Source organism: Devosia elaeis, from assembly GCF_001650025.1.
Lineage (GTDB): Bacteria > Pseudomonadota > Alphaproteobacteria > Rhizobiales > Devosiaceae > Devosia > Devosia elaeis.
In genome coordinates this window covers 1-17,012 of the sequence record NZ_LVVY01000057.1, presented here as the reverse complement: position 1 = coordinate 17,012, position 17,012 = coordinate 1, and the positions used below count along the sequence as shown (strand labels likewise).

14 protein-coding genes and 1 tRNA gene are annotated in these 17,012 nt (G+C 62.0%); 3 read left to right on the top strand and 12 right to left on the bottom strand.

All coding sequences use genetic code 11. The annotated features are described in order from the left end of the window. Positions 1-38: 38 nt before the first annotated feature. From A3840_RS01870 to A3840_RS01845, 6 genes are all read right to left on the bottom strand, one after another. Positions 39-1,190 carry a mandelate racemase/muconate lactonizing enzyme family protein gene (locus tag A3840_RS01870; RefSeq protein WP_067450995.1) on the bottom strand — a complete coding sequence of 384 codons (1,152 nt, stop codon included), beginning with the start codon at positions 1,188-1,190 and terminating at the stop codon, positions 39-41. A 27-nt stretch (positions 1,191-1,217) separates the two neighbouring features. Next, positions 1,218-2,426 carry a D-mannonate dehydratase ManD gene (gene manD, locus A3840_RS01865; RefSeq protein WP_067450992.1) on the bottom strand — a complete coding sequence of 403 codons (1,209 nt, stop codon included), beginning with the start codon at positions 2,424-2,426 and terminating at the stop codon, positions 1,218-1,220. Then, positions 2,423-4,117, bottom strand: coding sequence for an ABC transporter ATP-binding protein (locus A3840_RS01860; RefSeq protein ID WP_067450989.1), 1,695 nt, complete (start codon positions 4,115-4,117; stop codon positions 2,423-2,425). The genes manD and A3840_RS01860 overlap by 4 nt, the downstream gene beginning before the upstream one ends. After that, positions 4,117-5,274, bottom strand: coding sequence for an ABC transporter permease (locus A3840_RS01855; RefSeq protein ID WP_067450986.1), 1,158 nt, complete (start codon positions 5,272-5,274; stop codon positions 4,117-4,119). The genes A3840_RS01860 and A3840_RS01855 overlap by 1 nt, the downstream gene beginning before the upstream one ends. Continuing rightward, complete coding sequence (locus tag A3840_RS01850) at positions 5,271-6,257, bottom strand: ABC transporter permease (protein WP_067450983.1); 987 nt, start codon at positions 6,255-6,257, stop codon at positions 5,271-5,273. The genes A3840_RS01855 and A3840_RS01850 overlap by 4 nt, the downstream gene beginning before the upstream one ends. An 80-nt stretch (positions 6,258-6,337) precedes the next feature. After that, the gene (locus A3840_RS01845) at positions 6,338-8,275 is read right to left on the bottom strand and encodes an ABC transporter substrate-binding protein (protein WP_067450979.1); all 1,938 of its coding nucleotides are present in this window, start codon (positions 8,273-8,275) and stop codon (positions 6,338-6,340) included. 201 nt (positions 8,276-8,476) lie between these two features. On the opposite strand from A3840_RS01845, the gene A3840_RS01840 reads away from it, so the two are divergent. Both A3840_RS01840 and A3840_RS01835 read left to right on the top strand, forming a co-directional pair. Further along, on the top strand, positions 8,477-9,172 hold the full coding sequence (locus A3840_RS01840; protein ID WP_067450976.1) for a GntR family transcriptional regulator: 696 nt from the start codon (positions 8,477-8,479) through the stop codon (positions 9,170-9,172). 8 nt (positions 9,173-9,180) lie between these two features. Further along, on the top strand, positions 9,181-10,296 hold the full coding sequence (locus tag A3840_RS01835; protein ID WP_067450973.1) for an aminotransferase class V-fold PLP-dependent enzyme: 1,116 nt from the start codon (positions 9,181-9,183) through the stop codon (positions 10,294-10,296). Positions 10,297-10,372: 76 nt separating this feature from the next. On the opposite strand, the gene A3840_RS01830 is transcribed toward A3840_RS01835, so the two are convergent. From A3840_RS01830 to A3840_RS01805, 6 genes are all read right to left on the bottom strand, one after another. Next, positions 10,373-10,855 carry a RidA family protein gene (locus A3840_RS01830; RefSeq protein WP_067450970.1) on the bottom strand — a complete coding sequence of 161 codons (483 nt, stop codon included), beginning with the start codon at positions 10,853-10,855 and terminating at the stop codon, positions 10,373-10,375. Positions 10,856-10,916: 61 nt separating this feature from the next. Beyond that, entirely contained in the window at positions 10,917-11,327 is a 411-nt protein-coding gene (locus A3840_RS01825) for a c-type cytochrome (RefSeq protein WP_067450967.1), read from the bottom strand. A gap of 12 nt (positions 11,328-11,339) precedes the next feature. After that, positions 11,340-12,938: an FAD-dependent oxidoreductase gene (locus A3840_RS01820; RefSeq protein WP_342669880.1), complete on the bottom strand. Its 1,599-nt coding sequence runs from the start codon at positions 12,936-12,938 to the stop codon at positions 11,340-11,342. Positions 12,939-13,243: 305 nt separating this feature from the next. Further along, positions 13,244-13,320 (bottom strand) — tRNA-Met (locus A3840_RS01815). A gap of 61 nt (positions 13,321-13,381) precedes the next feature. After that, the gene (locus tag A3840_RS01810; RefSeq protein ID WP_067450965.1) at positions 13,382-14,845 is read right to left on the bottom strand and encodes a UdgX family uracil-DNA binding protein; all 1,464 of its coding nucleotides are present in this window, start codon (positions 14,843-14,845) and stop codon (positions 13,382-13,384) included. Next, a complete protein-coding gene (locus A3840_RS01805; protein ID WP_067451051.1) occupies positions 14,845-16,080 on the bottom strand; it encodes a putative DNA modification/repair radical SAM protein in 1,236 nt (411 codons plus the stop codon). Before A3840_RS01805 ends, A3840_RS01810 begins: the two co-directional genes overlap by 1 nt. A gap of 124 nt (positions 16,081-16,204) precedes the next feature. Between A3840_RS01805 and A3840_RS01800 the strand changes: the two genes are divergently transcribed. Continuing rightward, on the top strand, positions 16,205-16,558 hold the full coding sequence (locus A3840_RS01800; protein ID WP_067450962.1) for a DUF2200 domain-containing protein: 354 nt from the start codon (positions 16,205-16,207) through the stop codon (positions 16,556-16,558). Positions 16,559-17,012: the final 454 nt, after the last annotated feature.

Sequence of the window (17,012 nt, the reverse complement as noted above, 5' to 3'; positions counted from 1 at the left end):
TCACACTACTCTCTGGGAAAACATGGTGGCCCCTTGGCTCACCAATTGGTCACCGAACCATCGCGGCGGTTGAGCATGGGTGCGTTCCAGAACTTGAAATCCTGTTTGAGCACCAGGTCTTCATTGACTTCGACACCAAGGCCCGGCGCCTCAGGCACGGGATAGACAGCCCGCTCGAGGCGCGGCTGCACCGGAAAGAGATCGGAATTGTCGAAACCGAGATGAGTTTCGGCGGGCGAGGAGCGGGTTTCGAGCCAGGAGAAATTGGCCACCGCCGCCGCGAAATGCACCGTCGCCGCGGTGCAGATCGGACCCAGCGGGTTATGCGGCATCATGTCGACATAATGCGCCTCGCTCCAGCCGGCGACCTTCATCGCCTCGGTCAGCCCGCCGACATTGCAGATATCGATGCGATTGAACTGGTGAATGTCGCGCTCGATATAGGGCAGAAACTGCCACTTGGATGCAAATTCCTCGCCGATGGCGAAGGGAATGTCGGTCATACGGCGCAGCGATTCATAGGCCTCCGGGGTCTCGTCCCGGATCGGTTCTTCGAGAAAATCCAGCGTGCCGCGCGGCATTTTCTGGCAGAAGCTGGCGGCCTCGGCCACCGAGAGGCGATGGTGATAATCGACCCCCAGCACCACTTCGTCGCCCAGAACCTCGCGCGCCTTGGTGCACCATTTTGCGGTGACGGGGATATGCTCGCGCGGCTCGTAGATCGTCTCTTCGTGCCCGGAGGGGGAGAGCCGCATGGCCGTCCAGCCCGCTTCCATCAGCATCTGCGCCTGCTCGATCATCGCCTCGCCCGGCTCGCCGGACGTCGTCGCGAAAGTGGGGATATGGTCGCGCTGCTTGCCGCCGAGCAATTGATAGACCGGCACGCCTAGCGCCTTGCCCTTGATGTCGTAGAGGGCGATGTCGATGGCCGATTGCGCCGCCGCCAGCACTCGACCGCCCTCGAAATACTGGCTGCGATAGAGCGTCTGCCAGATGCCGCCGATTTTGAACGGGTCCATGCCGACGATGAGTTCGGCGAAGTGTTCGAGCGCGCCGACCACGGCTTTCTCGCGGCCCGTCAGGCCGCTTTCGCCCCAGCCGAAAACGCCTTCGTCGGTTTCGACCTTGACCAGGAGCTGCGTCCGGATGCCGACCCAGACCGGATAGGCGCGAATGGCGGTGATTTTCATGTCTGTGCTGCTTGCTCTAGAATGCTGCTACCAGTGCCAGAGCGTTCCGTCTTCGAGACGGTTCACCGGCAGGTAGGCGCGCTGGTAGGGATATTTGGCGGCAAGGTCTTCATCGATGTCGACGCCGTGGCCATGGGCTTCGCCCGGATGCAGATTGCCGTCATTCAGTGTCCAGGCGCTGGGGAAGACGTCCAGGATTTCCGGCAAGTAGCCGGAGAATTCCTGGATGCCGAAATTGGGCGCCCAAAGATCGAGATGCAGATTAGCGCCGAGGCAGATCGGCGACATGTCCATGGCACCATGGCAACCGGTGCGCACACCATAGACCGAAGCAAAATCCATGACCCGGCGCATCGGCGTGATGCCCCCCGCATGCACGACGGTCATGCGGATATAGTCGATCAACTGCTCTTCCATGAGCAGGCGCGCATCCCAGATCGTGTTGAACACCTCACCCACCGCCAGCGGCGTGGTGGTGTGCTGACGGATCAGCCGGAACCCTTCCTGCAATTCGGCCGCCACCGTGTCTTCGAGCCAGAAGAGGTTATAGGGCTCAAGGGCCTTGCCCAGCCGCGCCGCCTCGATGGGGGTGAGGCGGTGATGGGTGTCGTGCAACAGGTGCACGTCTTCGCCATGGGCATTGCGCACGGCCTCGAACAGCTTGGGCGCGTAGTTGAGATATTTGGGGGTCGACCACATTTCCTCGCGCGGCATGGCGTCGTCGGCCGCGTTGGTGGTGACGGCATACTTGCCGGTGCCATAGACATTGGGCAGTCCCGGAATACCGGTCTGGCAGCGGATTGCCTTGAAACCCTGATCGAGCTTCGCACCGACCGCATCGACGCATTCGGCGATGTCGGTGCCCTGGGCATGGGTATAGCAAAGCACCTTGTCGCGCGAGGCACCGCCCAGCAGCTGGTAGAGCGGCATACCCGCAGCCTTGGCCTTGATGTCCCAGAGCGCGGTGTCGATGCCGGAAATCGCGCACATGGTCACCGGGCCGCGCCGCCAATAGGCGCCGCGATAGAGATATTGCCAGATATCCTCGATCTGATGCGGATCGCGCCCGATCAGGCAGGGAATGACATGCTCTTCGAGATAGGCCACGACCGCCAGTTCGCGGCCATTGAGCGTCGCGTCACCGACGCCGTAAAGGCCTTCGTCGGTCATGATCTTGACCGTGACGAAATTGCGTCCGGGCGAGCAGACGATGACCTTGATGTCGGTGATTTTCACGATGCGGACTCTTGATAGCGGACACGATCCTGCATGCGGCGGGCGCGTGGATCGGGGTTGGGAATGGCGGAAAGCAGGGCCTGTGTATAGGCATGCTGGGGGGCGCTCGTGACGTCTTCGGTCTTGCCGGTTTCCACGATCCTGCCGCGATACATCACTGCCACGCGGTCGCACATGTAGCGGATGACCGACATGTCATGGGAAATGAAGATGTAGGAGAGGCCCATCTCGTCCTGCAGTTTCATCATCAGGTCGAGCATCTGGCTGCGCAGCGATACGTCGAGCGCTGAGGTCGCCTCATCGGCGATGATGAGACGCGGCTTGACCGCAATGGCGCGGGCAATACCGATGCGCTGGCGCTGTCCGCCCGAAAAGGCGTGCGGATAGCGTTCGCGCCAGGCCGGGTCGAGGCCGACCTGCTCCATCAAAGCGGCGACGCGCTCGTCCAGTTCCTTGCCCTTGGCGAGCCTGGCCAGCTTCAGGGGTTCGGCAATGATGTCGGCCACCGTCTTGCGCGGATTGAGCGAGCCAACGGGGTCCTGGAAGATCATCCGGATTTCACGGCGCACCGAGCGCAAATCTTCGCCCTGGGCGGTGCGGACATCCACCACCGAGCCATCGGCGCGGCGGAAATTGATCACGCCTTCCTGAGCATCGTAGACCCGCAGCAGGCACCGCCCCATCGTGGTCTTGCCAGAGCCGCTCTCCCCGACCACGCCAAGCGTTTCGCCCGGCGAAACGGCCAGCGAAATATCGTTCACCGCCTTGAGGCCGCTTGGGAAGGTGAGGCCGAGATTGCGCACGTCGAGCAGGAGATCGGGCGCCATTTCGACAGGCTCGCGATCAACGCGGATTTCAGCCTTCTTCTCGAGCTTGACGACTGAGCCGATGAGCATGCGAGTATAGTCGTTCTGCGGCGCATGGAAGATCTGGTCCACCGGCCCGCGTTCCATGACCTTACCGCGATACATGACCAGCACTTCGTCGGCGATTTCGGCCACCACGCCCATATCGTGGGTGATGAACAGGACGGCCATGCCGGTTTCGACCTGCAGACGCTTGATCAGCGCCAGGATTTCCGCCTGCGTGGTGACGTCGAGCGCTGTGGTCGGCTCGTCGGCGATCAGCAGCGAAGGATTGCACGCCAAAGCCATGGCGATCATGACGCGCTGCCGCATGCCGCCGGAAAATTCGAACGTATAGCGGTCGATGGCCTTTTCGGGATTGGGGATTTCGACCTGGCGGAGCAGTTCGATCACCCGCTCGCGCCGTTCGGCCTTCTTCATCCCGAAATGGATGCGCAGCGTTTCTCCGATCTGGTCGCCGACCTTGTGGATGGGCGAGAGCGAGGACATCGGCTCCTGGAAGATCATGGCGATCTCCCGGCCGCGAATGGCGCGGACGGCCTTGCCACGCGGATCGAGCTTGGCGATGTCGACGCTGCTGCCATCGGGTCGGGTCAGCATCATTTCGCCGCCGACGATACGGCCGGGCCGGTCGACGATCTGCAGCACGGAGCGCGCCGAAACCGACTTGCCCGAGCCGCTTTCACCCACGACGCACAGCGTCTTGCCACGATAGAGCTCGAAGGACACGTCATCGACGGCCTTCACCACATTGGTGCGCGTGGGAAACTCGACGGCGAGGTTGCGGACGGAAAGGACCGGCGAAGACGGAGCGGGATTATTCATCAGTGCGTCTCATAGGGGTCGGCGGCATCGCGCAGTCCGTCGCCGAGGAAATTGAGGCTCAGGATCGAGATGACAATGGCGGCGGCGGGCGTCAGCAGCAGCCAGGGCGCCTGCGAAACCGCGCGGATATTCTGCGCCTCCTGCAACAGCGTTCCCCAGGACACGATCGGCGGCTGCAGGCCGATGCCGAGGAAGGAGAGAGCCGTTTCCGCCAGGATCATCGTGGGAATGGCCAGCGTCAGCGTGGCGATGATGTGGCTCATGAACGAGGGGACGAGGTGATTGAAGATGATGCCAATCTCGCTCATCCCGTCGAGACGGGCGGCGGTGACGAAATCTTCGTTACGCAGGGACAGGAACTTGCCGCGCACCTGCCGCGCCAGCGATGTCCAGCCCAGGAGCGAGACAATCAGAGTAATGACGAAATAGGTCTGCAATGGCGGCCAGGAGAGCGGAATGGCTGCGGCCAGCCCCATCCAGAGCGGGATGGTTGGAATGGAGCGCAGGAACTCGATCACACGCTGAATGACCGTATCGACCACGCCGCCGAAAAAGCCGGAAATACCGCCAATGGCGACGCCCAGGATCAGGCTCAGGAATACCCCGACCAGGCCGATGGAGAGCGAAATGCGCGCGCCGTGCACGACGCGCGAGAAGATATCGCGGCCCAGCCGGTCGGCGCCGAACAGATACATCGAGGCACCGGGCGACGGATCGAGCAGGCCGATCAGCTTGTGCTGCATGGGGATGAACCCCATGAGGTTGTAGGGCGCCGTTTCGACGAAGAAGCCGATACGCACCGGCGCCTCCGGGTCCGGCGTAAACACGCGGCGCATGGATTCGGTGTTGAGCTCCATGGAAAGCCCGTCGACATGCGGCGCGAATTGTCCGTCAATGACAAAGCCCAAGGCTTGGGGCGGTGCGTAGGTGAAGCGCGCATTGGTCTGGTTGGGATCGTAAGGCGCTATGAAATCGGCGAGCGCGGCGACCAGATAGAGGAACATCACCACGAACAGGCAGACGACGGCCAGGCGATGCTTCTTGAACTTGAGCCAGAACAGCGTCCACTGGCCGGCGACGGCAACCTTGGCATTGCCGGGGTCGACGACGGCATGATCGAGGCCCGATGCGGGCAATTGGGTTGGTTCTGTGGTCATTGCAGGCGAATCCGGGGGTCGGCGATGGCCAGAAGGATGTCGGAGATGATGGTGCCGATGACGGTTAGCACCGAGATCAGCAGGATCAGCGAACCGGCCAGATACATGTCCTGCGAGAGCAGCGCCCGCAGCAGCAGCGGGCCGGTCGTGGGCAGGCTCATCACCACCGAGACGATAATCTCGCCGGAGACGACGGCAGGCAGGATCCAGCCCAGCGTCGAGATCAGGGGGTTGAGCGCCATGCGCACCGGATAGCGCAGCAGCAATTCGAGCTCCGACATGCCCTTGGCGCGGGCCGTAGTCACGTAGGGGCGGTGAAGCTCATCGAGCAGGTTGGCCCGCATGATGCGCACCAGCGCGGCAAAGCTGCCAATGCCGATGACGAAGACCGGCAGCCAGACATGCTTGGCGAAGTCCCAGAGGCGCGCCAGGCTCCACGGCGCATCGGCAAATTCCGGCGAGAACAGGCCGCCCACGCTCTGCCCGAAATAGGTCGAGAGTACATACATCGATACCAGCGCCAGCAGGAAATCGGGCACGGCGAGCATGAAGAAGGCGAAGAAGGTGACGCTGTAATCGGTGATGGAATATTGGCGGACCGCCGAGATGATGCCCACCGGAATGGCCAGAGCCCAGATGAAGCAGAGGGTCAGGATGGCGAGGAGGAACGAGAAGCCCAGCCGGCCCCAGATCACTTCCGTCACCGGACGGTTGAGCTCGAAGGAGATGCCGAAATCGCCATACATGACGATGTTGGACACCCATTTCCAATACTGCACATAGATGGGTTGATCGAGGCCGAAGCGCTCGCGCAGAGCCGCAACGGTTCCCTCTTCCACCGCGCCGCCCTGGCTGGCGAGGTCGGCCATCAAAGTGGAAAGATAGTCGCCGGGCGGCAATTGGATAATAATGAACGCGACGATGGAAACGGCGATCAGCGTCGGGATCGCATATAGCAGCCGTTTCAGGATGAAGCCGATCAACGCCGTCTCCAGCTTTGGAATGAAGTAAGAAGGGAGCGGGGCGGCGCGCACGCCACCCCTTTAGGCTGGGAGGAGCCTGATTAGTCCCGGTCGAAATACCACTGGCTCAGCGTTGGCGCCGGATGCCAGAGATTGCCGGTGATCGGGATGCCCTGGACAACATTCTTGATGTCGTTGTTGACCAGCATGTATTTGGGCATGGGCCGGGAGATGCCGATGGTGAAGAGATTGTCCGCGCTGATGGCGAGGAATTCCTTCATTTTGGCCAGGCGATCCTCATCGGTCACCGCAGCCTTCACGGCATCATAGGCGGCATAGGCATCCTTGACGCGCTGGGGAGGCTCTTCACCCGCTGCCGGGTCGGAATACCATTCGGACCACTTCGAGGCGATGAAGATATCCGCCTTCTGGAACGGGATATAGCAGCGCACATCGGTATAGGCCTCGGAAAGCCCGCCCACGCAGTTCCAGATATAGGCGTCCTGTTCGTTGGCGTACCACATCGTATTGAGGCGCGCGCGATCGGTGGTGCGGATCTGGATGTCGATACCCACATCGGCAGCATATTGCTGCACCATCTGCATGATGTCCGGGTAGGACAGGCCGAACACGTCAGCCACCATGAAATTGATGGTGAAGCGGTTGCCGTCCGGCCCGAGGCGGAAGCCTTGCCCGTCCTTTTCCGGCATGATCTCGTCCAGCATCTGGTTGGCCAGGTCCGGATCGTACTCGGTGTACTGGGTGGACATTTCCTCGTTGTAAAGCTCGTGCTCAGGCTGCGGGGCAACCTGGGACGGAGCGCCCTGCCCCACATAGACGAGGTCGATGATTTCCTGCCGGTTGATGGCGTGGCTCAGCGCGATGCGGAAATCCTTGTTGTTGAAGATCTCGTTCTTGATCGGATCTTCGACATTGAGATTGAGCAAAAGCGTCGCGTCGTTGGCCGGAAGGTCCTTGACGTCCACGAAATGGTAATTGCCCGATTCCTGGCCATCGAACAGCACCGACTTGTAGGTCGAATTGTTGATGTGGCGGAACGCGAAGTCGAGCTCGCCGGCCGTCATGCGCAGGAGCATGAGCTGCGGATCGTCGAGCTTGGCCCAGGTCACCCGGTCGATATAGGGAAGCTGGTTCCCGTCGGTATCGACCTTCCAGTAATAGGGGTTGCGTATCGCCTCTACCCGGTCGCTGTCCGCATAGGGTACGGTCAGCACATAGGGGTTGAGCGTGGGTAGCTCGAGGTTCTGCCAATAGGCCGGCTGGAAGCTGACCGAGACCTTGGAATTGAACAGCGAGACCCAGTCGGAAGCCGTCGCATTGCCCTGAAGCAGGGCCGGAATGCCGTCCGCGTTGTACTTCTCGTGGAACTGGCTGAGATAATGCTTGGGGTAGATGATCGGCAGATGTCCCTGGCCATAGGCCAGTTGCTGCAGGAACAGGCCATAGGGCGAGTCGAATTTGAACTCGACCGTGTTCTCGTCAATCTTGGTGACGACCACAGGCTTGCCGCCGACCACGAAGATCGGGTTCTTGTCCGGCGTCAGCGCAGGATTCGAGAACACGTCCTCGTACCAGAACATGATATCGTCGACGGTGAAGGGCGCGCCATCGGACCATTTAAGCCCCTCGCGCAGCCTGAACGTATAGGTGGTGGCGTCGTCCGACGCCGTCACTTCCTCGGCCAGCGAAGGCACGACCTGCGTCCAGTCCGGCGTCCAGCGCACCAGCAGCTCGTTGGCGATAGTGCGGGTCAGGTTGTAATGGTCGCCATTGGCCAGAATGGTGGTGCGCAGCGTGCCGCCATATTGTCCGATGCCGTCGACCATGGTCTCGACATAGGGATTGGCGGGAAGCCGCTCTTCCACCGGTGGCAGCTCACCCGACTGGACGGCAGCGTCCAGCATCGGAGCCTGACCGAAATCCTGCGCCCATGCGATCGAGCTGGACGCCATCAAAGCGCCAGCCAACGATGCGAGCGCCAGCTTTGCCAGACTGCGCCTGGCCATCTTTACAGACATGGTTCCTCCTCCGCCGGCCGCATGCGGCCGGGGTTCGAAAAGTGACGATGGTGACAGGAGAAAAGCCGGTTTCCCCCAATGCTCCTTGTCGGCCTTCTGGACGAGCCGATACGCGATGCATTCCAGATTGTACATTATCTGTCAATATCGAAGTACATTTTTGCAATTGGCGTCGGACGAAGATTCGCTTAGAGCTAAGCTATGAGCGCCATCACCACACAGCCGCCATCGATATTGCTGGACGCCGAGCCGGGGCCGGACGCGAGCATCTATGAACAGATATTGCACGACATCCTCGAGGGACGGCTGGAGGCCAATCAAAGGCTGAAAGTAACTGCCCTGGCAGGACGCTATGGCACCAGCACCAACCCGGTGCGCGAGGCGCTGCAGCAATTGCGGGGCGAAGGCTTCGTCGTCATCACCCCCAACAGGGGCGCCCGGGTCCGTCCCATCGACGAAGAATTCGCGCGCGACATCTATGAGGTCGAGGCGCTGATCGAGCCCTATCTGACGGCATGGTTCGTCGGCATCGCCACGGACGAAGCGATCAAGCGGCTGGAAGCGGTGCAGGATGAAATCGAGGCGCTTGGCTTCGAAGACCCGCTCCGTCATTCCGAACTCGACACGCGCTTCCACCAGATCGTCTATGACGGGCATTACAACCGCCATGCCGCCGATCTCTGGTGGCGGCACCGCGAAATCCTGCGTGCCATTGCCCGGCGCTTCCCCTATTCCATGGTCCGGCGCAAGGAAATCCTGGTCGAGCATCGCCTGATCATCGAGAAAATCAAGGCGCATGACGCCGACGGAGCCGCCGAGGCGGTGCGCGCCCACATTCTCGGCTCTGGCCGCCATATCGTGGAACATATGCGCTCGGCCCGCAATCGCCGGCTGTGAGCGGACCGATGGGAGACACCCCCTATGGGCGGCAGGCGCTCGGCCTGCGCCCCATCATCAATGTCAGCGGCACCATGACGGCCTTGGGCGCCTCGATCATCGTGCCCGAGGCCATAGCGGCCATGTCCGCCATTGCGCCTGAATTCGTCGAAATCGAAGAGCTTCACCACAAGGCCGGCGCCGCGATCGCCCGCGCCACCGGCGCAGAAGCGGGTTTCGTCACCGCATCGGCCGCGGCAGGGATCGTCATTGCAGTTGCTGCGGCGATGACCGGCGAGAACCTCCATGCCGTCCAGCGCCTGCCGCTCGATACGAACGGCCTCAGAACCGAAATCGTCATCCAGCGCGGCCATGACGTGAATTACGGAAACGCGATCTCGCAAGCCGCGCGCATGGCGGGGGCAACGCCGGTTCTCTGCGGAGCCGACCACGAGGTCACGAACGGCCAGGTGGCCGACGCCATCACCGACCGCACCGCGGCCGGGTTGTTCGTCGTCTCCCACAGCGCCGCACAGTCCGGCAGGCTTGGCCTGCGCGAATTCACCGCGCTCGTCCACGCGCGCAACCTGCCGGTCATCGTCGATGCCGCCTCCGAATATGACCTCACGGGCTTTCTCGCCGCCGGAGCGGATCTCGTCATCTATAGTGGTCACAAGTTTCTCGGCGGACCGACCTCGGGAATCGTCGCCGGCCGAGCGGACCTGGTCGCGGCCTGCCGCCTGCAGAACAACGGCCTCGGCCGGGCCATGAAGGTGGGCAAGGAAAGCATTGCCGGCCTTATCGCCGCCCTCGATGCCTGGCAAGTCCGCGACCACGCCGGCATTCGCGGAAAAGAGCGGGTCGCCCTGGAATTGTGGCGCGCCTGCCTGGCCAGCGTCCCAGGCATCAAGGCCGAAATCGTCCCCGATCCCACCGGCAATCCTCTCGAAAGGCTCGAAATCCGCGTCACGGCGGAAGGCGGCACTTCGGCCCGCGAGCTGGCGCAAGCACTGGCAGCGAGGCCCCGTCCGATCATGGTTCGCGGCCACCAGGTGGATCGCGGTCTATTCTGGCTCGATCCCTGCAATCTGCACCCGGGCGAAGCCGAAGAAGTGGCCCAGGCCCTCCGCGACCTGACGGCCTAACGCGTCGGGACGCGGACAACAGAAGGCCAGCGGCACGCATCCGCGCCGCTGGCCTTCAAAAAACGGAATCGTGCCGCTATTCGCGCACGGCGACAACTTCGATTTCGACAAGCCAGTTAGGATTGGCCAGGCCCGCAACTTCGAAGACCGACCGCGTCGGCATGTTCGGCTGCTCTTCGGTCGCAAAGAACTGCACATAGCCGTTCATGAAGCCGGAAAAGTCCATGGAGCCGCTCTCGTCGGCCACCAGATAGACCTGCATCTTGACCACATCGCCCATGGTCAGGCCGATGGCTTCAAGATTGCTTTCGATGCGTTCCAACACCGAGACGGTCTGCGCTTCGGTATTGCCAAAGGCTTCGGCCGACCCTTCGGGCGCCTCGCTATTGGTGACGCCGGGAACGACACCGCTGAGATAGACCAGCGTCGCATCCGCAGGGATTTCGACGGCGCGGAGGATGGGGAAATTGGATCCGGGAGTGGTATGGCGAACGACTTCAGCTTGGGTTCCGCCAGCCATCAGCATGGACAGCCCAAGGGCCAGGACAAATTTCTTCATCGATCTTCCTAGTTGTTGAAAAAAGCCCGGCACACCATCTGGGCGCGCCGGGCAGGTCTGATTACCGGGTGTCGGCAACCATTTCCGCCGTCGCCGGCTCGTCCGGGTAGTCGTTGCCGAAATGCGTGCGGATATAATTCACGACATCGGCAATCTGCTGGTCGTTGAGGACGCCACCAAGCGGCGGCATCGCGCCGCTGCCATGGACGATCAGATAGACCGCATAATCGGGGAATTCGAGCATTTCATTGTTCGCGAGCGCCGGATAAGCGCCCGCGCCCACGGCGCCTTCCCCTTCGGGCATGTGACAGCTGGCACAGATGGCGTTGTATACGCCCTGCCCGGTCTTTTGCGTCAGCACGGACGAGCTTTCGAACCATGCCTTGCTGTCATCGACTTCGGCGGTCGGTGCGGCGTCCTGCGCAAAGGCAGAGCCGGCCAGCAGCCAAACGGAAGCGGCGAGGATTGTCATAACGCGCATGATTCAGTTCCCTGCATTGCCGGTTGCGGCCTGATGAAGGCGGCCGATTGCATCGAGCGAGGAAAGGACGGCGCCTTCCATCCAGGCGGGCAGATAGGACAAGTGCTCGCCGGCACAGACGATCCGGCGATCCATCGCCACCCCGTCCGCATATTGCGCGTCCTTGTCCTGCCATGCGCCATAGCAGCCCAAGGTCCAGGGCACGCGATGCCAGGCAACGGCAACACCCGCCTTGAATTCCTCCGTCATCTGCGGATGGATCTGGCTGCCATATTCGAGCGCGCGGCTGACGCGCTCTTCGGGCGGCATCGAGGAGAACTGATAGGCAGTAGCGCCCCACGAATAGGCACCGAGAAGCACGCCGGGCTTCTTGGACAGATAATCGTTCGAAGGATACGAAATCTGAGAAATCGGCAGATCCGTGTAGGTGGTCCCGCCATAGATGTGCTCGTCTTCCTCCCAGAACCGGCGATTGAACTCCAGGCCGACCTTGATCGAGGTATTGTAGGACATGGTCGAGATGACCGACGAAAGCGGTCCGGAGAAGTCGTGGTCGATCTGGCTCAGGATGGAGAAGGGAATGGTGCACACCGCATAATCGGCCGCGGTGGTCACTTCCGCGCCATCATTGGCCATGTCTTCATAGACGACGGTGACGCCAGTCTCGTCCTGGCGAATCTGGGTGACGCGCTTTTCATATTTCACCAGATCGCCCAGATTGGCGGCCATGGCGCGCGCAATCATGTCCATGCCACCCTTCGGCTGGAAGATGGGCATCGAGCTGTTCAGCGATTCGCTGGTGGCCAGGCGGCTCCACAGACCCGAGCTGAGCAGGGTGGAGACATCCAGCACTTCATTGGCGATCGGGGCGCCGTCGACGCCGCCGCCCGGCGGACGCTCGTAGCCGCGCCGGCCGCTGGCCGCATTGCCCGACACATATTGATTGTCGGAGTTCAGGGCGCCGAAAGTGCGCAGGCCCGCGAGAAGATTGGCCTTGTCCTCTTCGGACAGCACGTCGTCCAGCGCGCCCTGATTGGTCACCTTCGAGAGCAGATCGGAGATATGCCCGCGGAAGTCCGAATTGATTTCGCGGTAGCGCACCGGCTTACCGTCGAAGGCCTTGGTCGAGTGCACATAGGCCATGTTGTTGATCTGGATGAGCGCTTCCAGCTCGACGTCCAGACGACGGCAATAGTCGAGAATCCCATAATGGTTGTAGGGCACGCGCCAGGGACCGGGATTGAAGTAATTGCCCTCGGCAAAATCGACCTTCTGCACCGCGCCGCCGAGTTCCTCATAGGTATCGCCTGCGCGCAGCGTCCAGCAGCGACCGCCGGCTACGCCCCGATATTCCAGCACTTCCACTTCATAACCGGCATCGCGAAGTTCCATTGCCGCGACCATGCCGGCAATACCGGCGCCCAGCACCAGCACCTTGGTTCCGGCCGGCGCGTCGTCAAGCTTGATGGGACCCGAATAGGGCGAGGCTTGCGCCAGACCCATCATCCCCATCGCCTGATACATAACCGCTGCGCCGCCGACGGCACCGACCATGGACAGAAATTCCCGTCTGGTCGGGTTCTTGTTCTCGTCGACGTCCACTGCACACTCCCTTGGTTCGTGATCACGAACCCAATATCCCGGCCAATTTGATCGGCGTCTAGGGGCAGACGGAAATTTTGTTCAGGAGATGGCAGGATGGCGCGAAAGAATGCCGCGACGTGGCAAGAAAATAGCGGAATTTTCTATAACATGATAATTTAAGACAAGTTCTATTGGCCGAATGGTCCAACCAAATGCCCGCCTGATTTTGCCGATCGGGGGGATTAAACCCCGCCATGACGGCGGGAGATCGATGGTAGGGAAGAACCGTCCTCGTCGCTCCACATGAATGGTGTGTGGAGCGGTGGTAGCGGAGGAGGGATTTGAACCCCCGACACATGGATTATGATTCCACTGCTCTAACCAACTGAGCTACTCCGCCCCAAAGGGCTGCCGACCCTGGGGCCGGTGCGCGCTTTACTAAGGTTGGTCGCCTTGCCCTGTCAAGCGTCACCGGAAGGGGCGGCGGACTTTTCCAGTTCCGCCATCGTTTCGCGCACCAGGACCAGGTCCGCTTCGAACTTGGCGCGCTCCCGCCTTTTGCCCTCCGCATCGGGGATGCGCAGCAGGTAGGAAGGATGATTGGTGACGAAAAGCACAATGCCGTCAGGCATTTGGATCGGCTCGCCCCGGAGCTTGCTGATGGTGATGCTGGCCTTGCCGATGAGACTCTGCGCCGCCGTGGCGCCGAGCGCGACGATGACCTTGGGGCGGACGAAGCCGATTTCCAGCCCGAGCCAGAACTTGCAGGCCTGGATTTCCCCGCCACCGGGGCGCTGGTGGATGCGGCGCTTGCCTCGCGGGGTGAACTTGAAATGCTTGACCGCATTGGTGACATAGACGCGGCGGCGATCGATACCGACCTTTTCTATAACATCGTCAAGCACTTGCCCGGCGGGGCCGACAAAGGGCCGGCCCTGGAGATCCTCCTGGTCGCCCGGCTGCTCGCCGACGAACATGACATCGGCCCGCTCGGGCCCTTCGCCGAACACGGCCTGGGTCGCATGCTCGTAAAGCGGGCAACGACGGCAGCCCTGGACGGCCGCCCTCGCATCGGCAAGCGATTGAATTTCCTCGATATCCTCGTCCGACTCCGGCTTGCGGCGCAGATGCCGGGGCGGTGGTTGGGTGGCGGCGCGGGCGATCATGTCCTGCTCCATGGCCTTGGCGTTGCGGATCATAGGAGCAATGTTGGCCGCCTCGGGGAGGTTGCGCCAATATTTGACCGGCATCTCCGATTTCATCATCGAAACCTTGAGCCGGGCCGGATTGAAGATCGCGCGGTAATAGGTGTTCCAATCGGTCTCCACAGCGTCTTCGGCGGGGATATCGCTCTTGCGACCGCCGGGGCCGAAGTGGAGATTTTTCGTGTCCCACCAAGCACTTGCATAGGGCGTGACGATGACCCAATGCATGCCGGCGAAGCGGCGGGCGAAGAAGGGGGCGGTGGCTTCGAGCGTGAAATGCTCAGGCTCGAACCAGGCGAGAAACCGCGCCTTTCCCGCCCCGTCCACCACTTTGCGGAACCGCACGAAAGCCTTCATCTTGTGACTGTCGCGACGTACCCCCGAGACCAATCTGGTGAGCAGACTGTTATCCTTATCAGTGGCATCATCGAGCAAATGGTTAGCATAACGCTGTCGCCAGAGCAGGCGATAGAGAAGCGAGAAGCGAACGGGGTCCGAATGCTGGATCGCCAATTGCGCGCGCTCGATGAAAAGGCGCGGCACCGTGCCGACCGCCCCGGTCGCGGCGGGCAATAATTCGCCCTCATCGAACAATTCATATCCATCGTTTCCATAGCGCCAGGCAATGTCGGCGGGCGCAATGCCGGCCGCGATCAGGCCCCGGGCGTGGCGCCGCCATTCGTCGAAATCGTTCGGTCGATACAGGCGGACCAGATGCATCAGAACAGCGCCAATTGCTCTGGCGGCGGCGCCAGCTTCTGGCGCAGGCGGGCTTGGTCGATCAATCCGCCCGGCGACCAATCCGCGGCGGCGATGAAGGGCCGCACCTTGGCGATGGACGCGGTGAGCCGCGCCACGTCCTCGAGCCGCAACCGATGATGGCGGCGCGCGGCCAGGAGGCGGTTGACCGCATTGATGCCGAGGCCGGGCACGCGCAGCAGCATTTCGCGCTCGGCACGATTGATATCGACGGGGAAGGCATGCCGGTGTTTCAGCGCCCAGGCGAGCTTGGGGTCGATGCCGAGGTCGAGATCGCCCCCCTCCCCGCCGGCGACGATTTCGGGCACCTCGAACCCATAGAAGCGGATGAGCCAATCGGCCTGGTACAACCGATGCTCGCGCAACAGCGGCGGCGGCCGCAACGGGAGGCGCGAGGAGGCATCGGGGATGGGCGAAAAGGCCGAATAATAGACCCGCCGCAGCTGGTAGCCGGAATAGAGCCCGGCCGCGCGAGTGAGGATGGCGGCATCATTGGCGCCGTCGGCTCCGATGATCATCTGCGTCGATTGCCCGGCCGGCGCGAACTTTTCCGGCCTGGCCCGCGCGCCCTTGTCCGGCGCGGCGGCTTCGAGCCGGCCGCGCAGCCGCGCCATGGCGGTGCGGATTTCCGAAGGGCGCTTTTCCGGCGCCAATTTCTCCAGCGCATTATCGGTGGGCAATTCGATATTGGTGGAAAGCCGATCGGCCCAGCGCCCCGCCTCGATCAGCAATTCGGGCGCCGCGTTGGGAATAATCTTGAGATGGATATAGCCGGCGAAAAGATGCTCTTCGCGCAGGCTGCGCGCCACCCGCACCATCTGCTCCATCGTGTAATCGGGCGAACGGATGATGCCCGAGGAGAGGAACAGACCCTCGATGTAATTGCGGGCGTAAAAGTCCAGCGTCAGCCGCACCACCTCCTCGACCGAGAAGCGCGCCCGCTGCACGTTGGAGGAGGAGCGGTTGATGCAATAGGCGCAATCATAGATGCAGAAATTGGTGAGCAGCAGTTTCAGCAGGCTGATGCAGCGCCCGTCCGGCGCATAGGAATGGCAGATGCCGTGGCCCTCGGTGGAGCCGATGCCGGCGCTGCCGGCCGAATCGCGCTTCTCGCTGCCGCTGGAGGCGCAGGACGCATCGTATTTGGCGGCATCGGCCAGAATGGCGAGTTTGCGGGTCAGCGTCAGGGTGGCCATTTTGTTCATCCTTTGTTCTAGGGTGAATAGCGCCTCCCTCGCCGTAGCGCATGTCAAAAAGACAAAGATCGGGATAATGTGAACACCGGCCTGACGAGGCCCGAGCACCGAAAGGAGCCTGCCCATGGCACATCGGATTTATGCGATCAGCATGGCCAAGGTCTATCCGCTCTATATCGCCAAGGCGGAGAACAAGGGCCGCAGCCGGGCGGAGGTGGACGAGATCATCCTCTGGCTCACCGGCCATAGCCGACAGAGTTTCGAGGCCGCCCTGGCCGACGACGTCAACCTGGAGACTTTCTTCGCCCAGGCGCCCCGGCTCAACCCGGCCCGGGCGCTGATCAAGGGCGTGGTCTGCGGCGTGCGCGTCGAGGATATCGAGGACCCGACCATGCGGGAAATCCGCTATCTCGACAAGCTGATCGACGAACTGGCCAGGGGCAAGGCAATGGAAAAAATCCTGCGCTCGGAGGGGTAGCGGGCGTGGTTACGCTTCTCGCCCACGGAGTCATTCCCGCGAAAGCGGGAACCTCCGTTTGCGGCCTCGTAGTTAACGGGGGCCTATAGCTTATGGCCCAATCTATCGTGCTTGCCGGCACCCCCTCCCATCCTCCGCCGTCAAGGGGGAGGTGCCGCATCCAGTGTGGGGCAGTATTGCGTCTCATATACCGCCCGGCACCGTCCCCCTTGAGGGGAGGGATGGGGAGGGGGTCGTGCGGTGATCCACTGATGGACCCCCACCCTCACTCCCTCCCCTCAAGGGGGAGGGAGGCGATGGAGCTGCGATTCCAGCTCAAGGTGGCCTGCTTTAAGGGCATCAAACCCAATCGGGGTCGTCACCCTCGGGCGTGACTCGAGGGTTCTTTGTTTTTGGGTCTATCGCAAACGCCCTCGGTCGAGCAACCGTGGATGGTTAGGCGAATGCCTTGTCG